The sequence below is a fragment of the Aquimarina sp. 433 genome, assembly GCF_054054605.1.
Genome location: NZ_JBSWZK010000008.1, coordinates 119,405 through 135,376, shown reverse-complemented (window position 1 = coordinate 135,376; position 15,972 = coordinate 119,405). Strand labels below are relative to the sequence as shown.

13 protein-coding genes are annotated in these 15,972 nt (G+C 32.0%); 6 read left to right on the top strand and 7 right to left on the bottom strand.

Going from position 1 to position 15,972, the window contains the following annotated elements; genetic code table 11:
* Positions 1 to 3: 3 nt before the first annotated feature.
* The 4 genes from ACWNT5_RS16680 (at position 4) to ACWNT5_RS16665 (ending at position 4,269) form a co-directional block, all read left to right on the top strand.
* Positions 4 to 1,440 (top strand): SLC13 family permease, encoded by a 1,437-nt coding sequence (locus tag ACWNT5_RS16680; RefSeq protein WP_456517979.1) that lies wholly within the window; start codon positions 4 to 6, stop codon positions 1,438 to 1,440.
* A 91-nt stretch (positions 1,441 to 1,531) separates the two neighbouring features.
* Complete coding sequence (locus tag ACWNT5_RS16675; protein WP_456517978.1) at positions 1,532 to 2,527, top strand: TRAP transporter substrate-binding protein; 996 nt, start codon at positions 1,532 to 1,534, stop codon at positions 2,525 to 2,527.
* A complete protein-coding gene (locus ACWNT5_RS16670) occupies positions 2,520 to 2,993 on the top strand; it encodes a TRAP transporter small permease (protein ID WP_456517977.1) in 474 nt (157 codons plus the stop codon). Before ACWNT5_RS16675 ends, ACWNT5_RS16670 begins: the two co-directional genes overlap by 8 nt.
* A gap of 1 nt (position 2,994) precedes the next feature.
* On the top strand, positions 2,995 to 4,269 hold the full coding sequence (locus tag ACWNT5_RS16665; protein ID WP_456517976.1) for a TRAP transporter large permease: 1,275 nt from the start codon (positions 2,995 to 2,997) through the stop codon (positions 4,267 to 4,269).
* 103 nt (positions 4,270 to 4,372) lie between these two features.
* On the opposite strand, the gene ACWNT5_RS16660 is transcribed toward ACWNT5_RS16665, so the two are convergent.
* The 6 genes from ACWNT5_RS16660 to aroB form a co-directional block, all read right to left on the bottom strand.
* On the bottom strand, positions 4,373 to 5,770 hold the full coding sequence (locus tag ACWNT5_RS16660; RefSeq protein WP_456517975.1) for a vanadium-dependent haloperoxidase: 1,398 nt from the start codon (positions 5,768 to 5,770) through the stop codon (positions 4,373 to 4,375).
* A 296-nt stretch (positions 5,771 to 6,066) separates the two neighbouring features.
* Positions 6,067 to 8,514, bottom strand: coding sequence for a TonB-dependent receptor plug domain-containing protein (locus tag ACWNT5_RS16655; RefSeq protein WP_456517974.1), 2,448 nt, complete (start codon positions 8,512 to 8,514; stop codon positions 6,067 to 6,069).
* A 3-nt stretch (positions 8,515 to 8,517) separates the two neighbouring features.
* Positions 8,518 to 9,444: a FecR family protein gene (locus ACWNT5_RS16650; RefSeq protein WP_456517973.1), complete on the bottom strand. Its 927-nt coding sequence runs from the start codon at positions 9,442 to 9,444 to the stop codon at positions 8,518 to 8,520.
* A 64-nt stretch (positions 9,445 to 9,508) separates the two neighbouring features.
* The gene (locus tag ACWNT5_RS16645; RefSeq protein ID WP_299601901.1) at positions 9,509 to 10,033 is read right to left on the bottom strand and encodes an RNA polymerase sigma factor; all 525 of its coding nucleotides are present in this window, start codon (positions 10,031 to 10,033) and stop codon (positions 9,509 to 9,511) included.
* 109 nt (positions 10,034 to 10,142) lie between these two features.
* A complete protein-coding gene (locus ACWNT5_RS16640; RefSeq protein WP_456517972.1) occupies positions 10,143 to 10,814 on the bottom strand; it encodes a hypothetical protein in 672 nt (223 codons plus the stop codon).
* A gap of 92 nt (positions 10,815 to 10,906) precedes the next feature.
* Positions 10,907 to 11,977 (bottom strand): 3-dehydroquinate synthase, encoded by a 1,071-nt coding sequence (gene aroB / locus ACWNT5_RS16635; RefSeq protein ID WP_456517971.1) that lies wholly within the window; start codon positions 11,975 to 11,977, stop codon positions 10,907 to 10,909.
* Positions 11,978 to 12,143: 166 nt separating this feature from the next.
* Here aroB and ACWNT5_RS16630 point away from each other — a divergent pair, with 166 nt between their 5' ends.
* Positions 12,144 to 13,319: a proline dehydrogenase family protein gene (locus ACWNT5_RS16630; RefSeq protein ID WP_456517970.1), complete on the top strand. Its 1,176-nt coding sequence runs from the start codon at positions 12,144 to 12,146 to the stop codon at positions 13,317 to 13,319.
* Positions 13,320 to 13,339: 20 nt separating this feature from the next.
* A complete protein-coding gene (locus ACWNT5_RS16625; protein ID WP_456517969.1) occupies positions 13,340 to 13,717 on the top strand; it encodes a VOC family protein in 378 nt (125 codons plus the stop codon).
* On the opposite strand, the gene tamL is transcribed toward ACWNT5_RS16625, so the two are convergent.
* Positions 13,714 to 15,972 carry a translocation and assembly module lipoprotein TamL gene (gene tamL, locus ACWNT5_RS16620; RefSeq protein WP_456517968.1) on the bottom strand — a complete coding sequence of 753 codons (2,259 nt, stop codon included), beginning with the start codon at positions 15,970 to 15,972 and terminating at the stop codon, positions 13,714 to 13,716. The two genes, ACWNT5_RS16625 and tamL, sit on opposite strands and share 4 nt — an antisense overlap.

The following is a 15,972-nucleotide window of genomic DNA, read 5'->3' as shown; positions in this document are numbered from 1 at the left end:
ACAGTGTATCCACTAATTAAAAAGGTAGGTTTATTTGCAGGACCACTATTGTTTTTGGTTTTGGTAAACCTACCTTTTGTTATGGTTTCTGAAATTGCAGACAAGGTAATTTCAGTGGCGGTATGGATGATTATTTGGTGGATTACGGAAGCTGTTTCTATATCTGTAACTGCTTTGATTCCTTTAGTTCTATTTCCATTGGTTGGAATTTTAGATATTAAAACAGTATCTCAAAGTTATGGAAGTCATATCGTTTTTTTATTTTTTGGAGGTTTTGTGATGGCCTTGGCTTTAGAAAAAGTGAATCTTCATAAACGAATTGCGTTATCAATTATAAAGATTACTGGTACCAGTCCAAATCGTGTTATTCTAGGATTTATGATCGCTACAGCTTTTTTGAGTATGTGGATAAGTAATACTGCGTGCACAGTAGTAATGTTACCCATTGCACTTTCTGTAATTCAGCTTTTGATCAATGATGAAGATGGGTTTACTAAAAACGATCGAAACTTTGCATTAAGTATTATGCTAGGAATTGCCTTCTCTGCTAATGTTGGAGGAGTAGCAACCATTATTGGAACGCCACCAAATTCGGTTTTAGTAGGGTTTTTAGAGACAGAATATCAGATTGAAATTTCGTTTCTGAACTGGATGTTATTGGCATTTCCTTTTTCAGTGATGATGATTGGAGTTATTTATTTTGTGATTGTAAAATGGATTTATCCCAATCGAATTTCTGGTTTTACAGCTTCAAGAAATGTAATTGACGAAGAATTAAAGAAACTTGGAAAAATCACAAAAATTGAGCGAAGGGTACTTACTATTTTTAGTGTTGTTATTTTTTTGTGGATTACTAGAACTACAATCAATAATTTCTTTCCTGGTTTGAATTTGTCAGATACAGGAATTAGTATGATGGGAGCATTTGCATTATTTGTTATTCCTTTTAAACTAAATAAAGGAGAATTTACACTTGATTGGAAAGATACGCAAAAGCTTCCTTGGGGCATTCTTATTCTATTTGGTGGTGGTTTAGCACTTGCTAGTGGTTTGTCGCATGCTGGTCTTATAGAATTAGTAGCCGATAATATTGCTGCTAATAAAGGATTAAGTCTTTTGATAGTTGCTTTGCTGCTAATTGTATTTATGCTTTTTATGACGGAGTTGATGAGTAACGTAGCGTTGGTATCAATTTTTGTTCCTGTAGTGGCAGGAATCGCTTTAGGATTAAAAATTTCAATGCTTCATTTGTTGATTCCAGTAACGATGGCATCCAGTTGCGCATTTATGTTACCAATGGCTACACCTCCCAATGCTATTGTGTTTGCTAGTGGTTATGTAAAAGTATCCGAAATGGTAAAAGTAGGAGTGATCCTAAATATTATTTCAGTGTTATTATTACTATTACTATTTAAGTTTTATGTGTCACTTTTATTTTGATTGAAATATATTATGTTTTATAAAGCATTGAAAAACTTTTATTTTTAGGTTTAATATTGTTACCGGGTTTTACTCGAAAATTTTAAAACCGATGAATGTCCGATTTCTAAAGTTATATTTTACAATTATAAGTATAGTAAGTTTATTTATACTTAGTGGCTGTACAGCCGAAAAGAAACCAGAATTTTTAATTCGGGCTAGTCTTTTGGTGGGTGAAGAGCACACATGGTTTAAGGCGTTTAAATTTTTTGAAGAAATTTTGAGAGAGCGTTCTGATGGTCGTATCATATTACATAGTTATCATTCAGAACAGTTGGCAAAGGAGATTGAAGCTATTAGACTTATACAAGCAGGAGTAATTGATATGACTACAACGAGTTCATTACTTAGTAATTGGACAGAGATCATGACGTTTTGCGAAATGCCGTTTCTATTAGAAAACCCTGATCAAGTAGCGAACCTTATCGATGGATCTTTAGGGAGAAAAATAGAAGAGGAAATGTTGGAAAAAACTGGTTTACGTCCTCTTGGTTATTTTCAGGCTGGAGCTAGACATTTGACATCCAATCGACCCATAAAACATCCAGAAGATTTAAAAGGATTAATTCTTAGAGTGCCCAATGTTCCTTCTTTTGTAACTGCTTGGGAAGCGTTAGGAGCTAAAACCACTCCTATGGCTTTTTCTGAAGTATTTACTTCATTGCAACAAGGAACTATTGATGCACAAGAAAATCCCTTGGCATTGATAAAAGTCTCAGGGTTTTATGAAGTTCAAAAATATGTAAATCTAACCGGACATGTGGTTAGTTGGACGTATCCCTTAATAGGAGAGAAACAGTTTCAAAAGTTTCCGGATGATCTGAAAGAAATATTTCTTCAGGCAGCAAAAGATATGCAAGCGTATGAACGAAAACTTTTTGTAGAAAATGAAAAGAAGATTAGAGAGGAGCTAGAATCTTTAGGAATGACCTTTGTAGAAGTTGATAATGCTGCATTTATAGATAAATGTGGCGAAGCTATTTTTAATACATTATCACCAGAAATGCAAGAAATTTATATGAGTATTAAAGTGAAAAATGATGATTAGAAAAATAGAAAAAGTATTAGGTGTTTTTCTTAAATCAGGTGTGTTTTTGAGTACAATGGGCTTTTTGACCTCTACACTAGTTCAAATTTATAGTCGTTTTTTTATGGAAAAAGCACCTTCTTGGACAGAGGAAGCCGCGCGTTTATGCTTTGTATTTGCAATTGCATTTTCATCTGGTTTGGCCATGAAAAGTAATTTCTATGTATATTTTGATTTTTTATTTCAAAAGCTGCCTAAGAATTGGCAACATCGTCTTACAATAGGTATTTATGCCTGTATCATCATTTTATTTATGATATTTTCAGTGTATGGGGTATTATGGGTGAAATCAGGTTTGCAAGAACAATCACCAAGTATGAAGTTCCCAATGGCAATAGCATTTATAAGTATGCCTTTATTGGGATTGACAATCACTTTTTATACAATAATTAAAATAATCAGAATTTTAAAAATAAAAAAGAAGTAATATGATTTGGGTACTTATTATGTTATTTATTGTTTGCTTATTGCTTCGTTTTCCCATTGCTTTTGCTTTAGGAATATCTTGTGTAGCATATCTTATTGCTGCTGGTATTCCTTTGACCGTAGTTCCAATGAAAATCTATTCAGGAATTGATGTTTTTGTTTTATTAAGTATTCCCGGATTTATTTTAACAGGGAATTTAATGAATCAAGGAGGTTTAACTGAAAAAATAATAGGTTTTTGTAATCACTTAATAGGCCATGTAAGAGGTGGGTTAGCATTAGCAAATATTGGTGCTTCCATGCTTTTTGCAGGAATTTCTGGGACTGCGATTTCAGATACAGCTAGTATTGGTTCGGTTATGATTCCAGCGATGAAAAAAGAAGGATATGATGCTGCGTTTTCTTGTGCGGTTACTGCTTCTTCATCTACTGTAGGGCCTATCATTCCACCAAGTGTTCCTATGATTATTGCAGCAACCTTGAGTGGATTATCCGTGGGTAAATTATTTTTAGCAGGTGCACTTCCTGGGCTATTATTGGGTGTAAGTCTGATGCTTGTAACCTACTTTATTTCAGTAAAAAGAAAATATCCTAAACTAGAAAAAAGTAGTTTAAAACAGATTTTTAAAGGCTTTTTAGATACATTTTGGTCTTTATTAATGACCTTTATCATCCTATTCGGAATAATTGGAGGTGTATTTACACCTACCGAAGCATCTATTATTGCTGTTTTATACGCCTTATTAGTGGGTACATTAGTATATCGAAGATTAAACCTTAAAAAAATTATTGTTATTACCTTGGATTCTATGAAAACCTCGGCATCTTTAATGGTGTTAATTGGTTTTGCAAATCTTTTTGGGTGGATTTTGATTGTAGAACAATTACCTCAGTTAATTTCCAGTGAGATTATTAATTTTTCTCAGAACAAGTATGTAGTGTTGTTGTTAATCAATTTGCTTTTAATATTCGTAGGAACTTTTATGGAAACTATAGCAGCTCTTTTAATATTGTTTCCAATTTTATTAAAAGTAGCAATCGCTGTAGAAGTAGATCCAATTCATTTTGCTGTTATTGCTTTATTAAATCTAATGATTGGTCTAACGACACCACCTTTGGGGATTTGTCTTTTTGTGTCCTCCAGTATAGGAAAGGTCTCTATTACCAAAGTAAGTAGGGCAGGACTTCCTTTTTTATTAGTGAGTTTGATCGTATTGGTCTTAGTTACTCTTATTCCCCAAATTTCATTATTCTTGCCAAAGTTGCTTATTGATTAAATAGATAGATAGATAGATAGATAGATAGATAGAAGAACTAGTTGTAATACTATTATAAAGAACAAAGTCCAACAGTATATGTTGGACTTTTTGCAGATTCATTTTAGTTTTGAAGGTCAAGATCATTTACTGCATCAGCAATCTCTCTACCTAATCGTAAACCTTCGATAGCATCTTGTTCTATATGTACACCTAAAGGAACGCGAGAGTATGCATTTTCTCTTGCCATTTCAGTAAAGGAAGTAAAACTTCTTGGTGTACCATTAAACTCTATGACGTAATCAAATCCTTCATAGGTTCTATCCGTAAAACTGATATTATCTGTACCAAAGAATCCGATAAATACTCCAGCTCCAGCACCTGCAAACGTAGCATGACCTGAAGGATAACTTGGAAAAGCTGGGTTAGCCTCTTCTATAAATCTTGATAAATTGGTTGTAAAATCTTCATTTATATATTCTAAAATGTAATTACTTGGGCGCTCGATATTATAAGTGTATTTATCATCCCAAGCAGAAACAGCTGCATCATTCACCGCAAAACCAAGTTTTAGTAACAGTTCCAATGTTCTTTCATATCCCAAGTCATATTGTTCAATTAATTGATTAGCTATAGAAAATTGTCTTCCTGGAGGACTAATCATAAGACCTTCTACATCATCTGCCCAAAACTCAGCAATCCATAAATCTTCATCGTTTCCATTGGCAGCTGCCGTTGCTACTTCATAAACCTCATGCATTTGTTCATAATATTCGCTAGATTCATTTCTACTGTATTGTAAGACTGTAGAAAAATCTTCGCTGCTAGTTTCCTCTGGGGATATAGCAAAAGTTCTGACTTCTCTCCAATACGGAAACCAAGCATCTTCGTTTTCATTAGCAGCCCATAAACCAACACCTACAGGAGCTATATAATCACTAGGAGTTGGGTTTGCAGCTTGTTCTTCTCCTTCTTGATCGGTTTGACTATAACTTATAACTCGCTGTGCCACATGTCTACCCCAATTTTCTGAATTTTCTATCTCTGAAGCAGAAAGTCCTTCAGTAAGTTCAGCTTCTTTTTCTTCCTGAAAAGAAGATATTCTCTGTCTAACTCCAGATTCCAGGCTAAACATAAAATGATCAATAACCAGTGCATATGCAGTATTTAAAGCTAGATCAATATCTACATCATCTTCTAATGCATTTAGATTTATATTCAGGTTATTAAATCTATCTTCATTAGACGTATAATTATCCATAAAAGGAACAGCAGTTTCATAACCCGTTAAATGAATGTATGCCAGAGCTCTAGTAATGGTATTTGGTCTCATACTTTGTGTATATTGATCTATAGTTACCCATAAATTACTCCATTCAACTATTAGATTAGCAGTTTCATTAGTTAAATCGATATCAGTATCAGGATCATCAAATATAGCATCATCATCTGTAGCACAAGATTGAAATAATAATATGTTAATTGCTATAATGATTATCCACTTCAAATTTATTTTCTTCATAATTTTTTGAGGTTAAGAAAAACTTGATAAAATCTTTATCAGATACTTGTCGATACTATTAAATTACTTTCTTTTTTCGGCCGTAAATAAAGTAAAAAGTACTAAAAAATAGTATCATTTATGTTTTTTCAAGTTTTAGTTAATAATTCTAATTTGGCTTATTTTTCATAAACCTTTTTGCTTGTTTATTATGAATACGAGTGATACTTGTTTTTACCCAACCACATAATTTAAAAAAATGATAATAATTTTTATTTTAGGTGGTTAACAAATTGATTTTCAAGTATATAATTTTGTTAAAAAAATAGGTTTATTTGTAAATTTGGAGAGAATCTACTTGCTTTTCTTAGACTATTATCATCTTGATTTTGAAAAGCGTTTACAATATTATCTTGTCCATATACATTTAGTATAGATAAACCAATTACCGTTTTAAAGCTTTTAGAAGTATTATAAAAAGTATAAGAAGTTGAAAAGTCTAGTTGATGCAATCCTGGAAAACGATTAGAGAATTCTATATTACCAGAATTTGATTCATTCGGAAAGATAGCTGGTAAACCTGAAAAATACCCCCATGAAAGCGCGAATTTCCATTTTTTTAGATTTATTAAACCAGTTAAGCTTATGATGTGACGTTGATCAAAGAATGCATCAGATGTCTCTTGAAAGTTCGTTTCAGTTTTACTCAAAGAATAATTGATGAAAGCTTCTATTCTACGCCATTTTTTCTTAATAAAAAGATTTGTTCCAAAACTGGTGATACTTCCCAATTGGTCATCAGATTTCTGAGAAATATCATTTGTTTTCTTATGATACAGTTCTAAATCTATTAACCATTTAGAAGAATCGAATATACCGCCAATCATCGTTTGGGTACCTTTTAAAGGTCTTATCTCATCATTAGGTAAGAACCAAAGTTGATTTGTAGTATTGAAATCATCGAAATCATTGGTAAACTTTTTTTGAATAAATTGATTAGAACTACCAACCGAAGTTTTTAAATATATCTGATCATTAACCAAATAACTAGCAGAAAATCTTGGGTTTACATATAAATTACGAAGAGGTGAATAATAATTATTATGAAGCCCGAAATTAATGATTAATCGTTCGTTCCATTTTTTTTGAAAAGAGATGTAATTAGAATGAACAATTGCAGATTGCCGTCTTTCAGAATCAATATTGCTTTGTTGTCCAAATTCTTTACTGGTTAGACGATGCTCTGTTAGGGTATACCCAGATTCGAAAGATAAATGATCATTATAATCATATGTTATTTCTGTGATTACACGTGTGTCCGATACCGTATTATCAAACCTTTCTACATCAGATCTTGTGTTTTGCACGAAACCCTCGCTCATGCTATTAAGATCAAAATTTGATTTGCTAAATCTTAGTTCTGTTTTTAGTTTTTTAGAAAACTGTGATTGCCATTTTGCAGTAAATCCCCAGTTATCTAGCTCCAACTCTCTAAAATCAACTTGGTCATCTTCATTTTGGTTTCTTACCTGAGCTGATAGATCATTTTGAATATTTATAAAGCTTAATGTAATCGCATTTCGATCATTTATGTCATAGTTTAATTTGGCATTTAGATCATAAAAACCGATGTCAAAATTAGAAGAACTATTTACTTCATCTGCTACTGATTCCAGTCTACTTCCTTGAAAACTTAAGATAGAAATAGCTTCTAGTTTTGGTGTGTTAAAATTTGGATAGCTGCTTCTTCCTGATACGACAAGCCCTAATTTCTCATCAATAAGCTTAGTCTTTATAGTAGCTCCTGCTAATATTGAGTTGATAGAAATTTCATAACGGTTCTCTTTTGGTATTTTGTCGTAGGTAGTCATATTAATTAGACCACCAACACGACCTCCCCATTTTACTGGTAAGGAATTTCTTTGAATTTCTACATCGGTTACGACAGAAGTATTATAAGGAGAAATAGCACCTAAAAAATGGCCTGAATGATAAATAGGAATATCATCTATCTGTACCAAGTTTTGATCAAAAGTATTACCTCTAAAATTAAGGTTTCCTGGTTTTCCACTAGGAGAGTGAATTCCTGGAATATTATTGATTACATTAAAAATATCTCCATCGGTTTCACCAGCTAATAAACCAAGGGATTGGGTATTAATTTGTATGCTATGATCACTTATTCTAGAATCTATTCCCTTGGTTACGTAGCTGTTTAAAACAATTTCATCTAATTGAAACTGCTTTTTAGACAGTTTTAAAACGGGAGTGTTTAACAGATCTTCTGCTTTTAATTTTACTCTATTAAAAGAATATAAATGAATACTTATAGAATCTAAAAGGAATACATTTCGCAATGTAAATGTTTCATCGGTGCTAAATATATAATCTGCTGGATGATCATTGATTTGATATTCTAATGTAGAAATAGTTGAATTAGATGTATCATCAATAACTCGAAAGTTAATACTCTTTCGAATAGGTAATATTATATAGTCATTGCTGTTATTTTTTTCAAATGTTACTCGAGCTTGTTGCTCTATGATTTTAATACAATCCTGTATAGTGTCGCAGCTAATGTTTCTTCTTAAGAATATATTTTTAAAGGTAGTATGATTGTAGGAGAAATCGATATCAAATTTTTTCTCCAATTCTTCGAGTTTATCTGAAAACTTAATAAAACTAGTATTCTGAGCAATACCAGTAGAACCAAATAGAAGGAGTAAGAGTAAAATATGGTAATATGAAACATACTTATTATCCATAATTTATTCTACAATAATCCTATTATTATCTATACGATATTTTATTTCCATAGATGAGAATAGTGTATTTAAAGCTGTATTTAAGTCTTTATGAGTTAGTGTCCCTGTAAATTCTAGATGTTCATATTTTTTTGGCAATTCTATTTTGATATCATAGTACTTCTCTAGCTCTTTCGTTATTGCTGATAAGGTATCTTTATTAAATTTACTAACATTATTAATCCAGTCTGGTGTGATAGAATTATGAGAATTACTAACTAATATATTTTTTTCTGCTATTACAGACTGTCCTTTTGTTAGTATTTTTTGATCTTTATTACCATATTCTACATTCACCTTTCCTTCATAACAGCTAACTTCGAATATATCTGGTGCTACTTTTACATTAAATTGTGTTCCTAAAACATCAATTTTTCCTAAATCAGTGATTACGGTAAAAGATTTTCCTTTAGTAACATCGAAAAATGCTTGACCATCCAAGAAAATAGTTCTCTTGTTTTCCCAATCATTCTCCTTAAATGATACTTTGGATAATGCGTCAACTTTTACTATCGTACCACAAGGAAGTTCAACTGTTTTATTTTCAGCGACCAGAGTAGTGATCGTAGTCGTTTGATTCATAAAGTAATTCCATGATAAATAGCTAATAGTCATCAAGATAGCAATACTTGCAGCTATCTTCATCCAACCATAATTGTTTTTATGTATTGATTTTACTTGTGTGTTAGAAACGGTTTTTTTGAGATTATTAAGATCTTTTAATCCGGCTTCTACATCTAGTTTAGGTACTTGCCAGGTATCAATTTCATCAATGACTACCTTTAATTCATCTAACTCGCCAGACGATTCCAATTGTTTTTTTTCGTCCTCATTCAATCGGTTGTCTAACCAGCGTGATATCAAATTGTTTCGAGTAAATTTATTATTCACTGTATAAGTATTTTATGTTAGAATTACCTTGTATACGTTTACAATACGATTTTACCCAACCTAATTAGATGTTATGTTTTTGTAATTCTGTTATCTCTTTAATCTTGATGAGTGCTTTTGCAATACGTTTTTCTACGGCAGTTTGACTGATATTTAACCGTTCTGCTATTTGTTTAAACGTAAGTTTTTCAATTCTATTTAGTAAAAAAGCTTCTCTTTGTTTTTCTGGCAATGCAGAAATGGTTTCTTCTATTTTTTGTTTGAATTCTTTGGTTCTTAAATGAAAATAAGGATCTTCATTATCATGATTTTGTTTAGTCACACTTTTTTCAAACTTAAGAGCCACTTTTTTAGACCTTAGTTGATCTATGTACAAATTTTTAGAAACGGTGTATAAGAAGTTAACTGCTTTTTCAAATATTACTGTTTTACATTTAGACCATAAGATAATAAATGCTTCTTGTACTATGTCCTGAGCTTGATTTAAGTCTCCAAACTTGAAATAGAGATGGTTTCGAAGACTTTCGGCGTGATTTTTATATAAATCATTATATACTTTTTCCTCGCAAACAGAGAAAAGTTTATTCATTTTCTTGATAGAATTAGTAGTAAAGATATAAAATAATTGCTCAAATTTCTTTTACGATAAAGAGTTGTTTTAAGAGTAATTTTATAGAAGAATGGTTATGCATTTTTATTTATTCATTCCATGCTCTTAAATTACTTATGGGAATTCCAATGCCTAAAGTCTTATGATACTGAGCTAAATAGGCGCCACTTTCTGTAGTAGTCCAATTCTCCCAAGTAGCTTCAATTCCTCCAATAGGTATAATAGTAACCCACATTTGATAAGAAGTAGGAAGATAATTTTTGTCAACTTTCCATAGGTATGAGTCTCCAGGTGTTGTACCACCTGAACTATACGTCACTAACAAACCTTTTTCACCATCTTCTAGGGTTACAATTTTTCTGGTTACTCCTTCATCAAACAATTTATGAGGAGCGACTACCCAAAAGGAATCATTATTAAAATAAGCAAGTGCTTTACTAATCATTTTTTGACTTTCTTCGCCTTCCAGGATATTTCCATTTCTAGTAATACTACTATTTATAGAATTCTGAAGATCTAGATTGGCCTCATAAGTATCCCAGTTTACTTTTACTTTCCCAGATTTTTTGTTCCAGATATAATGGTTCTGATTTCTAAAAGACCATTGGATATAATCTGTATTTACAAATTGGTTATGATGTACCGCTTGTTGTATTTGTAAAGCAAAATTATCAGCTTCTGTTCCAGACCTACCTTCTGGCATTTTCTTATGTAAAGAAAAGTAGAGTACAGCAATTAGAAATATAACAATGACTGTCATGCTGATAAAGAATATTTTAAGGAGTTTAAAGAGTCGTTTCTTCAAGTGATTAAGCTTTTGTTAGACCTTAAAGATATTAAAACCAACTGAAATTAAAGCGAATCATAATAGTCAAAAGCATCAATAATCAGATCGTCAGATACAATGCAATTGTATTTAGCATCTCCGATGGTATTAAGTAATACAAAATAGATGTTTCCTTTTTCGTTCTTTTTATCATGTACTAATAATTCCATAATAGCTTGGCGATCATTTGGATCTATGGATACTTTTGGAAAGGTAGCTAAAATCACTTGACTTATTTGCGTAAGTTCTTGCTCTGATACTGATAGTAAAGCTGCAGAAATAAATCCTTCTAAAATCATTCCAATAGCTATTGCTTCTCCATGTAATAAAGTTGGCTTTTCTGGATGTGTGAGGTAAAAGGATTCAATAGCATGTCCTAGTGTATGTCCAAAGTTGAGATACTTTCGGATATTTTGTTCTGTAGGATCTTTAAAAACGATGTTATTCTTAATAACTACAGAGTCATAAATTAATTGATCTAGATCTTCTAAGGTTAGTTTAGATAGGTCGGTCATTTTCTCCCAATAAGCTCTATCTTGTATGAGTCCATGTTTCAACATTTCTGCAAAACCACTACACATCTGATTGGTAGGTAATGTCTCTAGATAAGTAGTATCAACTAATACCATTTCCGATTCGCTAATAACACCTACCATGTTTTTAAGATTACCTAAATCTACACCCGTTTTTCCACCAACAGAAGCATCTACCATTGCTAGTAGAGAAGTAGGAACATTGATATAATTAATTCCTCTTTTATAGGTGCAAGCAATAAAACCACCTAAATCTGTTACTACACCACCACCAAGGTTAATCAATAAACTTTTTCTGTCGGCTCCATATTCTGCTAATACATTCCAAATGCTACTGCAGGTTTCTATATTCTTATGAATTTCCCCTGGCTCTATTTCCAATACCTCAATTTCGTAAGAACCTTCAATTTTACTCATAAAATGAGCATAACAGTTTTGATAGGTATTGCTGTCTACCAAAATAAATATTTTGGAGTGATTTGCCTTTTCCAAATAGGTGTTAAGCGCAGTGTAGCATTCTTCGTTAAAATATACAATAGAATCTTTAGAAACTATGGGCTTCATAAAAGGTGTTTTTTGAGGCTGTGAAATTAAGCAGAAATTGTAATAAAATAAACTTCCAAGTTCTATATTTGCAGATATCTTAAAACAATAGGGTAAGAAATGATAATACGATCATGATTTGGTAGAATTCACCTCGATTGTTATGAATTATTAAAATTGATAGTTAATGGAAAAACGTACTTTGTTTGATAATACTGAGACTGCTTTTGTCTTAAAAAGTGATTCTGAACTAGAGAGAGCTTATTTTCTCTTTAAAATGATCGCTAATGAACCATTAGTTAGAATAGGAACAGCGGTTACAAATTTCGCATTAAAAGCACATTTACCGGTACAAGGATTGATTCGTGCAACGGTTTTTGATCATTTTTGTGGTGGAGTAGACGAAGAAGATTGTATGCCAGTGATCGAAAAAATGTATGCTAAAGGTAAAGTATCATCAGTATTAGATTATTCTGTAGAGGGAAAAGAAGAAGAGGAACAGTTTGATCATGTGTTAAATAAGACTTTGGAAATTCTTGACTTTGTAGATCAAAAAGATGCAATTCCTTTTGGGGTTTTTAAACCTACAGGATTTGGACGATTTTTAATCTGGCAAAAAAAGACAGAAGGAACACCATTAACAGCAGAAGAACAGAAAGAATGGGATAGGATAGAAGAGCGTTTTGATATCGTTTGTAAAAAGGCATATGATTGCGATGTTCCATTATTGATTGATGGAGAAGAAAGCTGGATGCAGGACGCAGCTGATGAATTAGTAGCTAAAATGATGCGTAAGTACAACAAAGAAAAAGCAATCGTATATAATACATTACAGCTATATAGGCATGATCGATTAGATTACCTAAAAAAGTTACACGAAGAAGCAAGAGTGTATGGATATAAAATCGGAATGAAAATCGTTCGAGGTGCTTATATGGAAAAGGAAAACGATCGTGCAGCAGAAAAAGGATATCCTACACCAATTTGCGAAAGTAAAGAAGCTACAGACCTTAACTTTAATACGACATTAACCTATATTCTAAATAATCTTGGAGATATTTCTGTATTTATAGGAACGCATAACGAAGAAAGCAGTTATAAAGCAATTGAGCTTATGGAGCAACAAGGTATAGCTAAGAATGATCCAAGAGTTTGGTTAGGTCAATTATTTGGAATGAGCGACCATATTAGTTTTAATTTGGCTGCAGAAGGGTATAACGTTGCTAAATATTTACCTTTTGGTCCAGTAAAAGATGTAATGCCATATCTAATTCGTAGAGCAGAAGAAAATACATCAGTAGCTGGGCAGACTACAAGAGAATTAGATTTATTATCTAAAGAAAGGAAAAGAAGAAAATTATAATGTTTTACATATAACCAACAATGAATTTAAATCAAGTAACAGTTCCATCAATAAATGTAGAACAATCGATAAGGTTCTATGAGTTACTTGGATTACATTTAATAGTAAAAGCATTACCACATTATGCTCGTTTTGAGTGTAAAGACGGAGACGGAACTTTTTCCATACATCAGGTAGAAGAATTGCCAAAAGGAGAAGGTGTCTACGTGTATTTTGAAACCGAAATATTAGAAGAAGAAGTAGGTCGTTTGCAAAAAGAAGGAGTAATATTTGATTTATTACCTACAGAACAAAGCTGGTTATGGAAAGAAGCACGACTTAAAGATCCAGACGGTAACCAAATCATTTTGTATTTTGCAGGAGACAATCGTAAAAATCCACCTTGGAGAATCAATTAAAAAGGATATCCAATAGCAAAATTTAATATAGAGTTAGAGACATTAAAATCAATTTTATTTTCGACATCAGCAGGGTCTAATATTGGAGCTGCTAAATCAAATCGGATTACAAAATTCTGAATATCAATTCTTAGGCCTACGCCAGTACCTATTCCTAGTTCACTAAGGAAATTAGAAGAAAATTCTCCTCCTGGTAATGAATCATTTTCATTTGTTAACCAAACATTACCAGCATCAACAAAAACCGCTCCTTTTAAGTAAGGGATTATTGGAAATCTATATTCTAGATTTGCTTCTAAGCGAATGTCACCTGATCTATCAAAGAAAGAACCCGTATCATCATCATCAGGTGTATATGTTCCAGGTCCGATAGATCGAATTCTAAACGCTCTAACGCTAAACGCACCTCCAGAAAAATATTGCTTAGAAAAAGGAAGAGTTTCAGAATTACCATAAGCTAAACCCCAACCTCCAAATAATCGAGTTACCAACTTTTGATTGTTTCCTATGCTAAAATGATATCTAAAATCAATATCGGCTTTAACGTATTGAGCGTATTCCAATCCTAAAAATGTATTGATATTTTCTTCATCACTGCTGTCAAAAAGGCTCACGGTATTACCCGCAATATCAAAATTGAAGTTGAAGAAAAAAGGATTGCTAATCGATGAATCATTTAACTCATTATAGGTAAAAGAATAGGTGAGTCCAGCAATGAATTGTTGATTAAAGCTCGTCTTTAAAAACTGATTTTCTTCAAGTATTTGTTCAAACTCTTCGGTAGTATTAGATAAGTTTACATAATTGAGACTAATTGGATTTAGTTCATGATTAACAAAACGATTGGCATTCCAGCTATAACCAAATGTGGTATTAAAAGAGTTTAAACTGTATAGCTTACTTCTGTTAAGATATTCGAAACCAGCACTAAGTATCGTTTTTGGAACCGCATATTGAAAACGATCTACAATTTTAATGGGGAATAATAATCTGGGAAATACCAAATCAGATTTCAAACCTATTTGTGTACTACTTAGACCACTATTTTCTCCTCCAGATAATTGAGTTTCATATCCTAGGGAAGCGGTTATATTCAAAGTTTCTCCTCCTCTGAAGAGATTTCTGTTAGCATATGTGACGAGTAAGCTTGGACCAGTAAAATTGTTAGATTTGGATAAAGCTTGTAGCTCTGCTCTTATTGCTCTTTTATTAAGTGGTGACAAATAAATATTTGCTCTAAGATTTCCTTCTTCTTTTCCTTGTTTTCCTGAGGTAAGCACATCATATTCAATATTTACAAACTTATATGTTCCTATCGAAGATAGCCTGTTACTTGTTCTTTTGGAAACTGAAGGATTATAAAATTGATTTTTTTCGAAGAGTATATAGGGTTTTAAATACTTTGGTTTGAAAAAATCTCTATTTTCTATAAAATTGATATTTGAAAATTGAATAGTATCTTTTGAATTACTATCTGTATGGATTGTATAGTTTGGATATACATTAATATTACTAATGCGGTAAGGGATTAAAGATTTTTCGGGAACATTTTTCTTTAATCTCAGGAACAAATCGTAATGTTTGGTTTTATATTGATTGGTATCCGCTTCAAAAATCAAAAAATCTGAATTAAAGTTATAATATCCTCTAGCTTTGAGAGTCTTATCAATTCGTTCTCTTTCTAACTCAAAAAGCGCTAGGTCAAAACGATCCCCCTTTTTTATTGGGCTTTTGGAAAAAATGTCTTTTATCTCTTCTGAGATTGGAAAGGGAATAGAATCTAATCTGTAATTTTTTAAAATATAAGGTTGATTTACTACTACATTGTATGTAACGGATGCGTAGGAACTATCTGTTGTAATTTCAGAGTTTATTCGATTTCTAAAAAAACCTCTATTCTCTAGGCGATTATTGATTAATTCTTCGATACGTGATCTATCTATATCAGAAAGGTATACAGGTTCTTCACCAAAATTCTTGTACAAAAATTTATTAATGAATCCAGGATTATCTTTTTGGTTTTTATAATGCGCATATAAACCAAGTTTAATTCCTAGCATTTTTGAGTTGGGTTCAGGTCTTATAACAGATTCTATTTCCTTTTCAATTATGTTAAGATTTTTGATCTTGGAATCTGATTGTAAAGACAAGGAAGCGCCCGTATATAGTTTTTCATTATTAGGTATAAAACGTTTCACACCGCAAGAAGACAGAAGAACTATAATACTGATGAATAATAAATATCTCTTTTTCAA

Bases quoted from the DNA above. Each gene is read 5' to 3' on its own strand.
- ACWNT5_RS16630 (WP_456517970.1), top strand. From the start codon at position 12,144: ATGGAAAAACGTACTTTGTTTGATAATACTGAGACTGCTTTTGTCTTA.
- ACWNT5_RS16655 (WP_456517974.1), bottom strand. From the start codon at position 8,514: ATGGATAATAAGTATGTTTCATATTACCATATTTTACTCTTACTCCTT.
- ACWNT5_RS16660 (WP_456517975.1), bottom strand. From the start codon at position 5,770: ATGAAGAAAATAAATTTGAAGTGGATAATCATTATAGCAATTAACATA.
- ACWNT5_RS16670 (WP_456517977.1), top strand. From the start codon at position 2,520: ATGATTAGAAAAATAGAAAAAGTATTAGGTGTTTTTCTTAAATCAGGT.
- aroB (WP_456517971.1), bottom strand. From the start codon at position 11,977: ATGAAGCCCATAGTTTCTAAAGATTCTATTGTATATTTTAACGAAGAA.
- ACWNT5_RS16665 (WP_456517976.1), top strand. From the start codon at position 2,995: ATGATTTGGGTACTTATTATGTTATTTATTGTTTGCTTATTGCTTCGT.
- ACWNT5_RS16640 (WP_456517972.1), bottom strand. From the start codon at position 10,814: ATGACAGTCATTGTTATATTTCTAATTGCTGTACTCTACTTTTCTTTA.
- ACWNT5_RS16645 (WP_299601901.1), bottom strand. From the start codon at position 10,033: ATGAATAAACTTTTCTCTGTTTGCGAGGAAAAAGTATATAATGATTTA.
- ACWNT5_RS16625 (WP_456517969.1), top strand. From the start codon at position 13,340: ATGAATTTAAATCAAGTAACAGTTCCATCAATAAATGTAGAACAATCG.
- ACWNT5_RS16675 (WP_456517978.1), top strand. From the start codon at position 1,532: ATGAATGTCCGATTTCTAAAGTTATATTTTACAATTATAAGTATAGTA.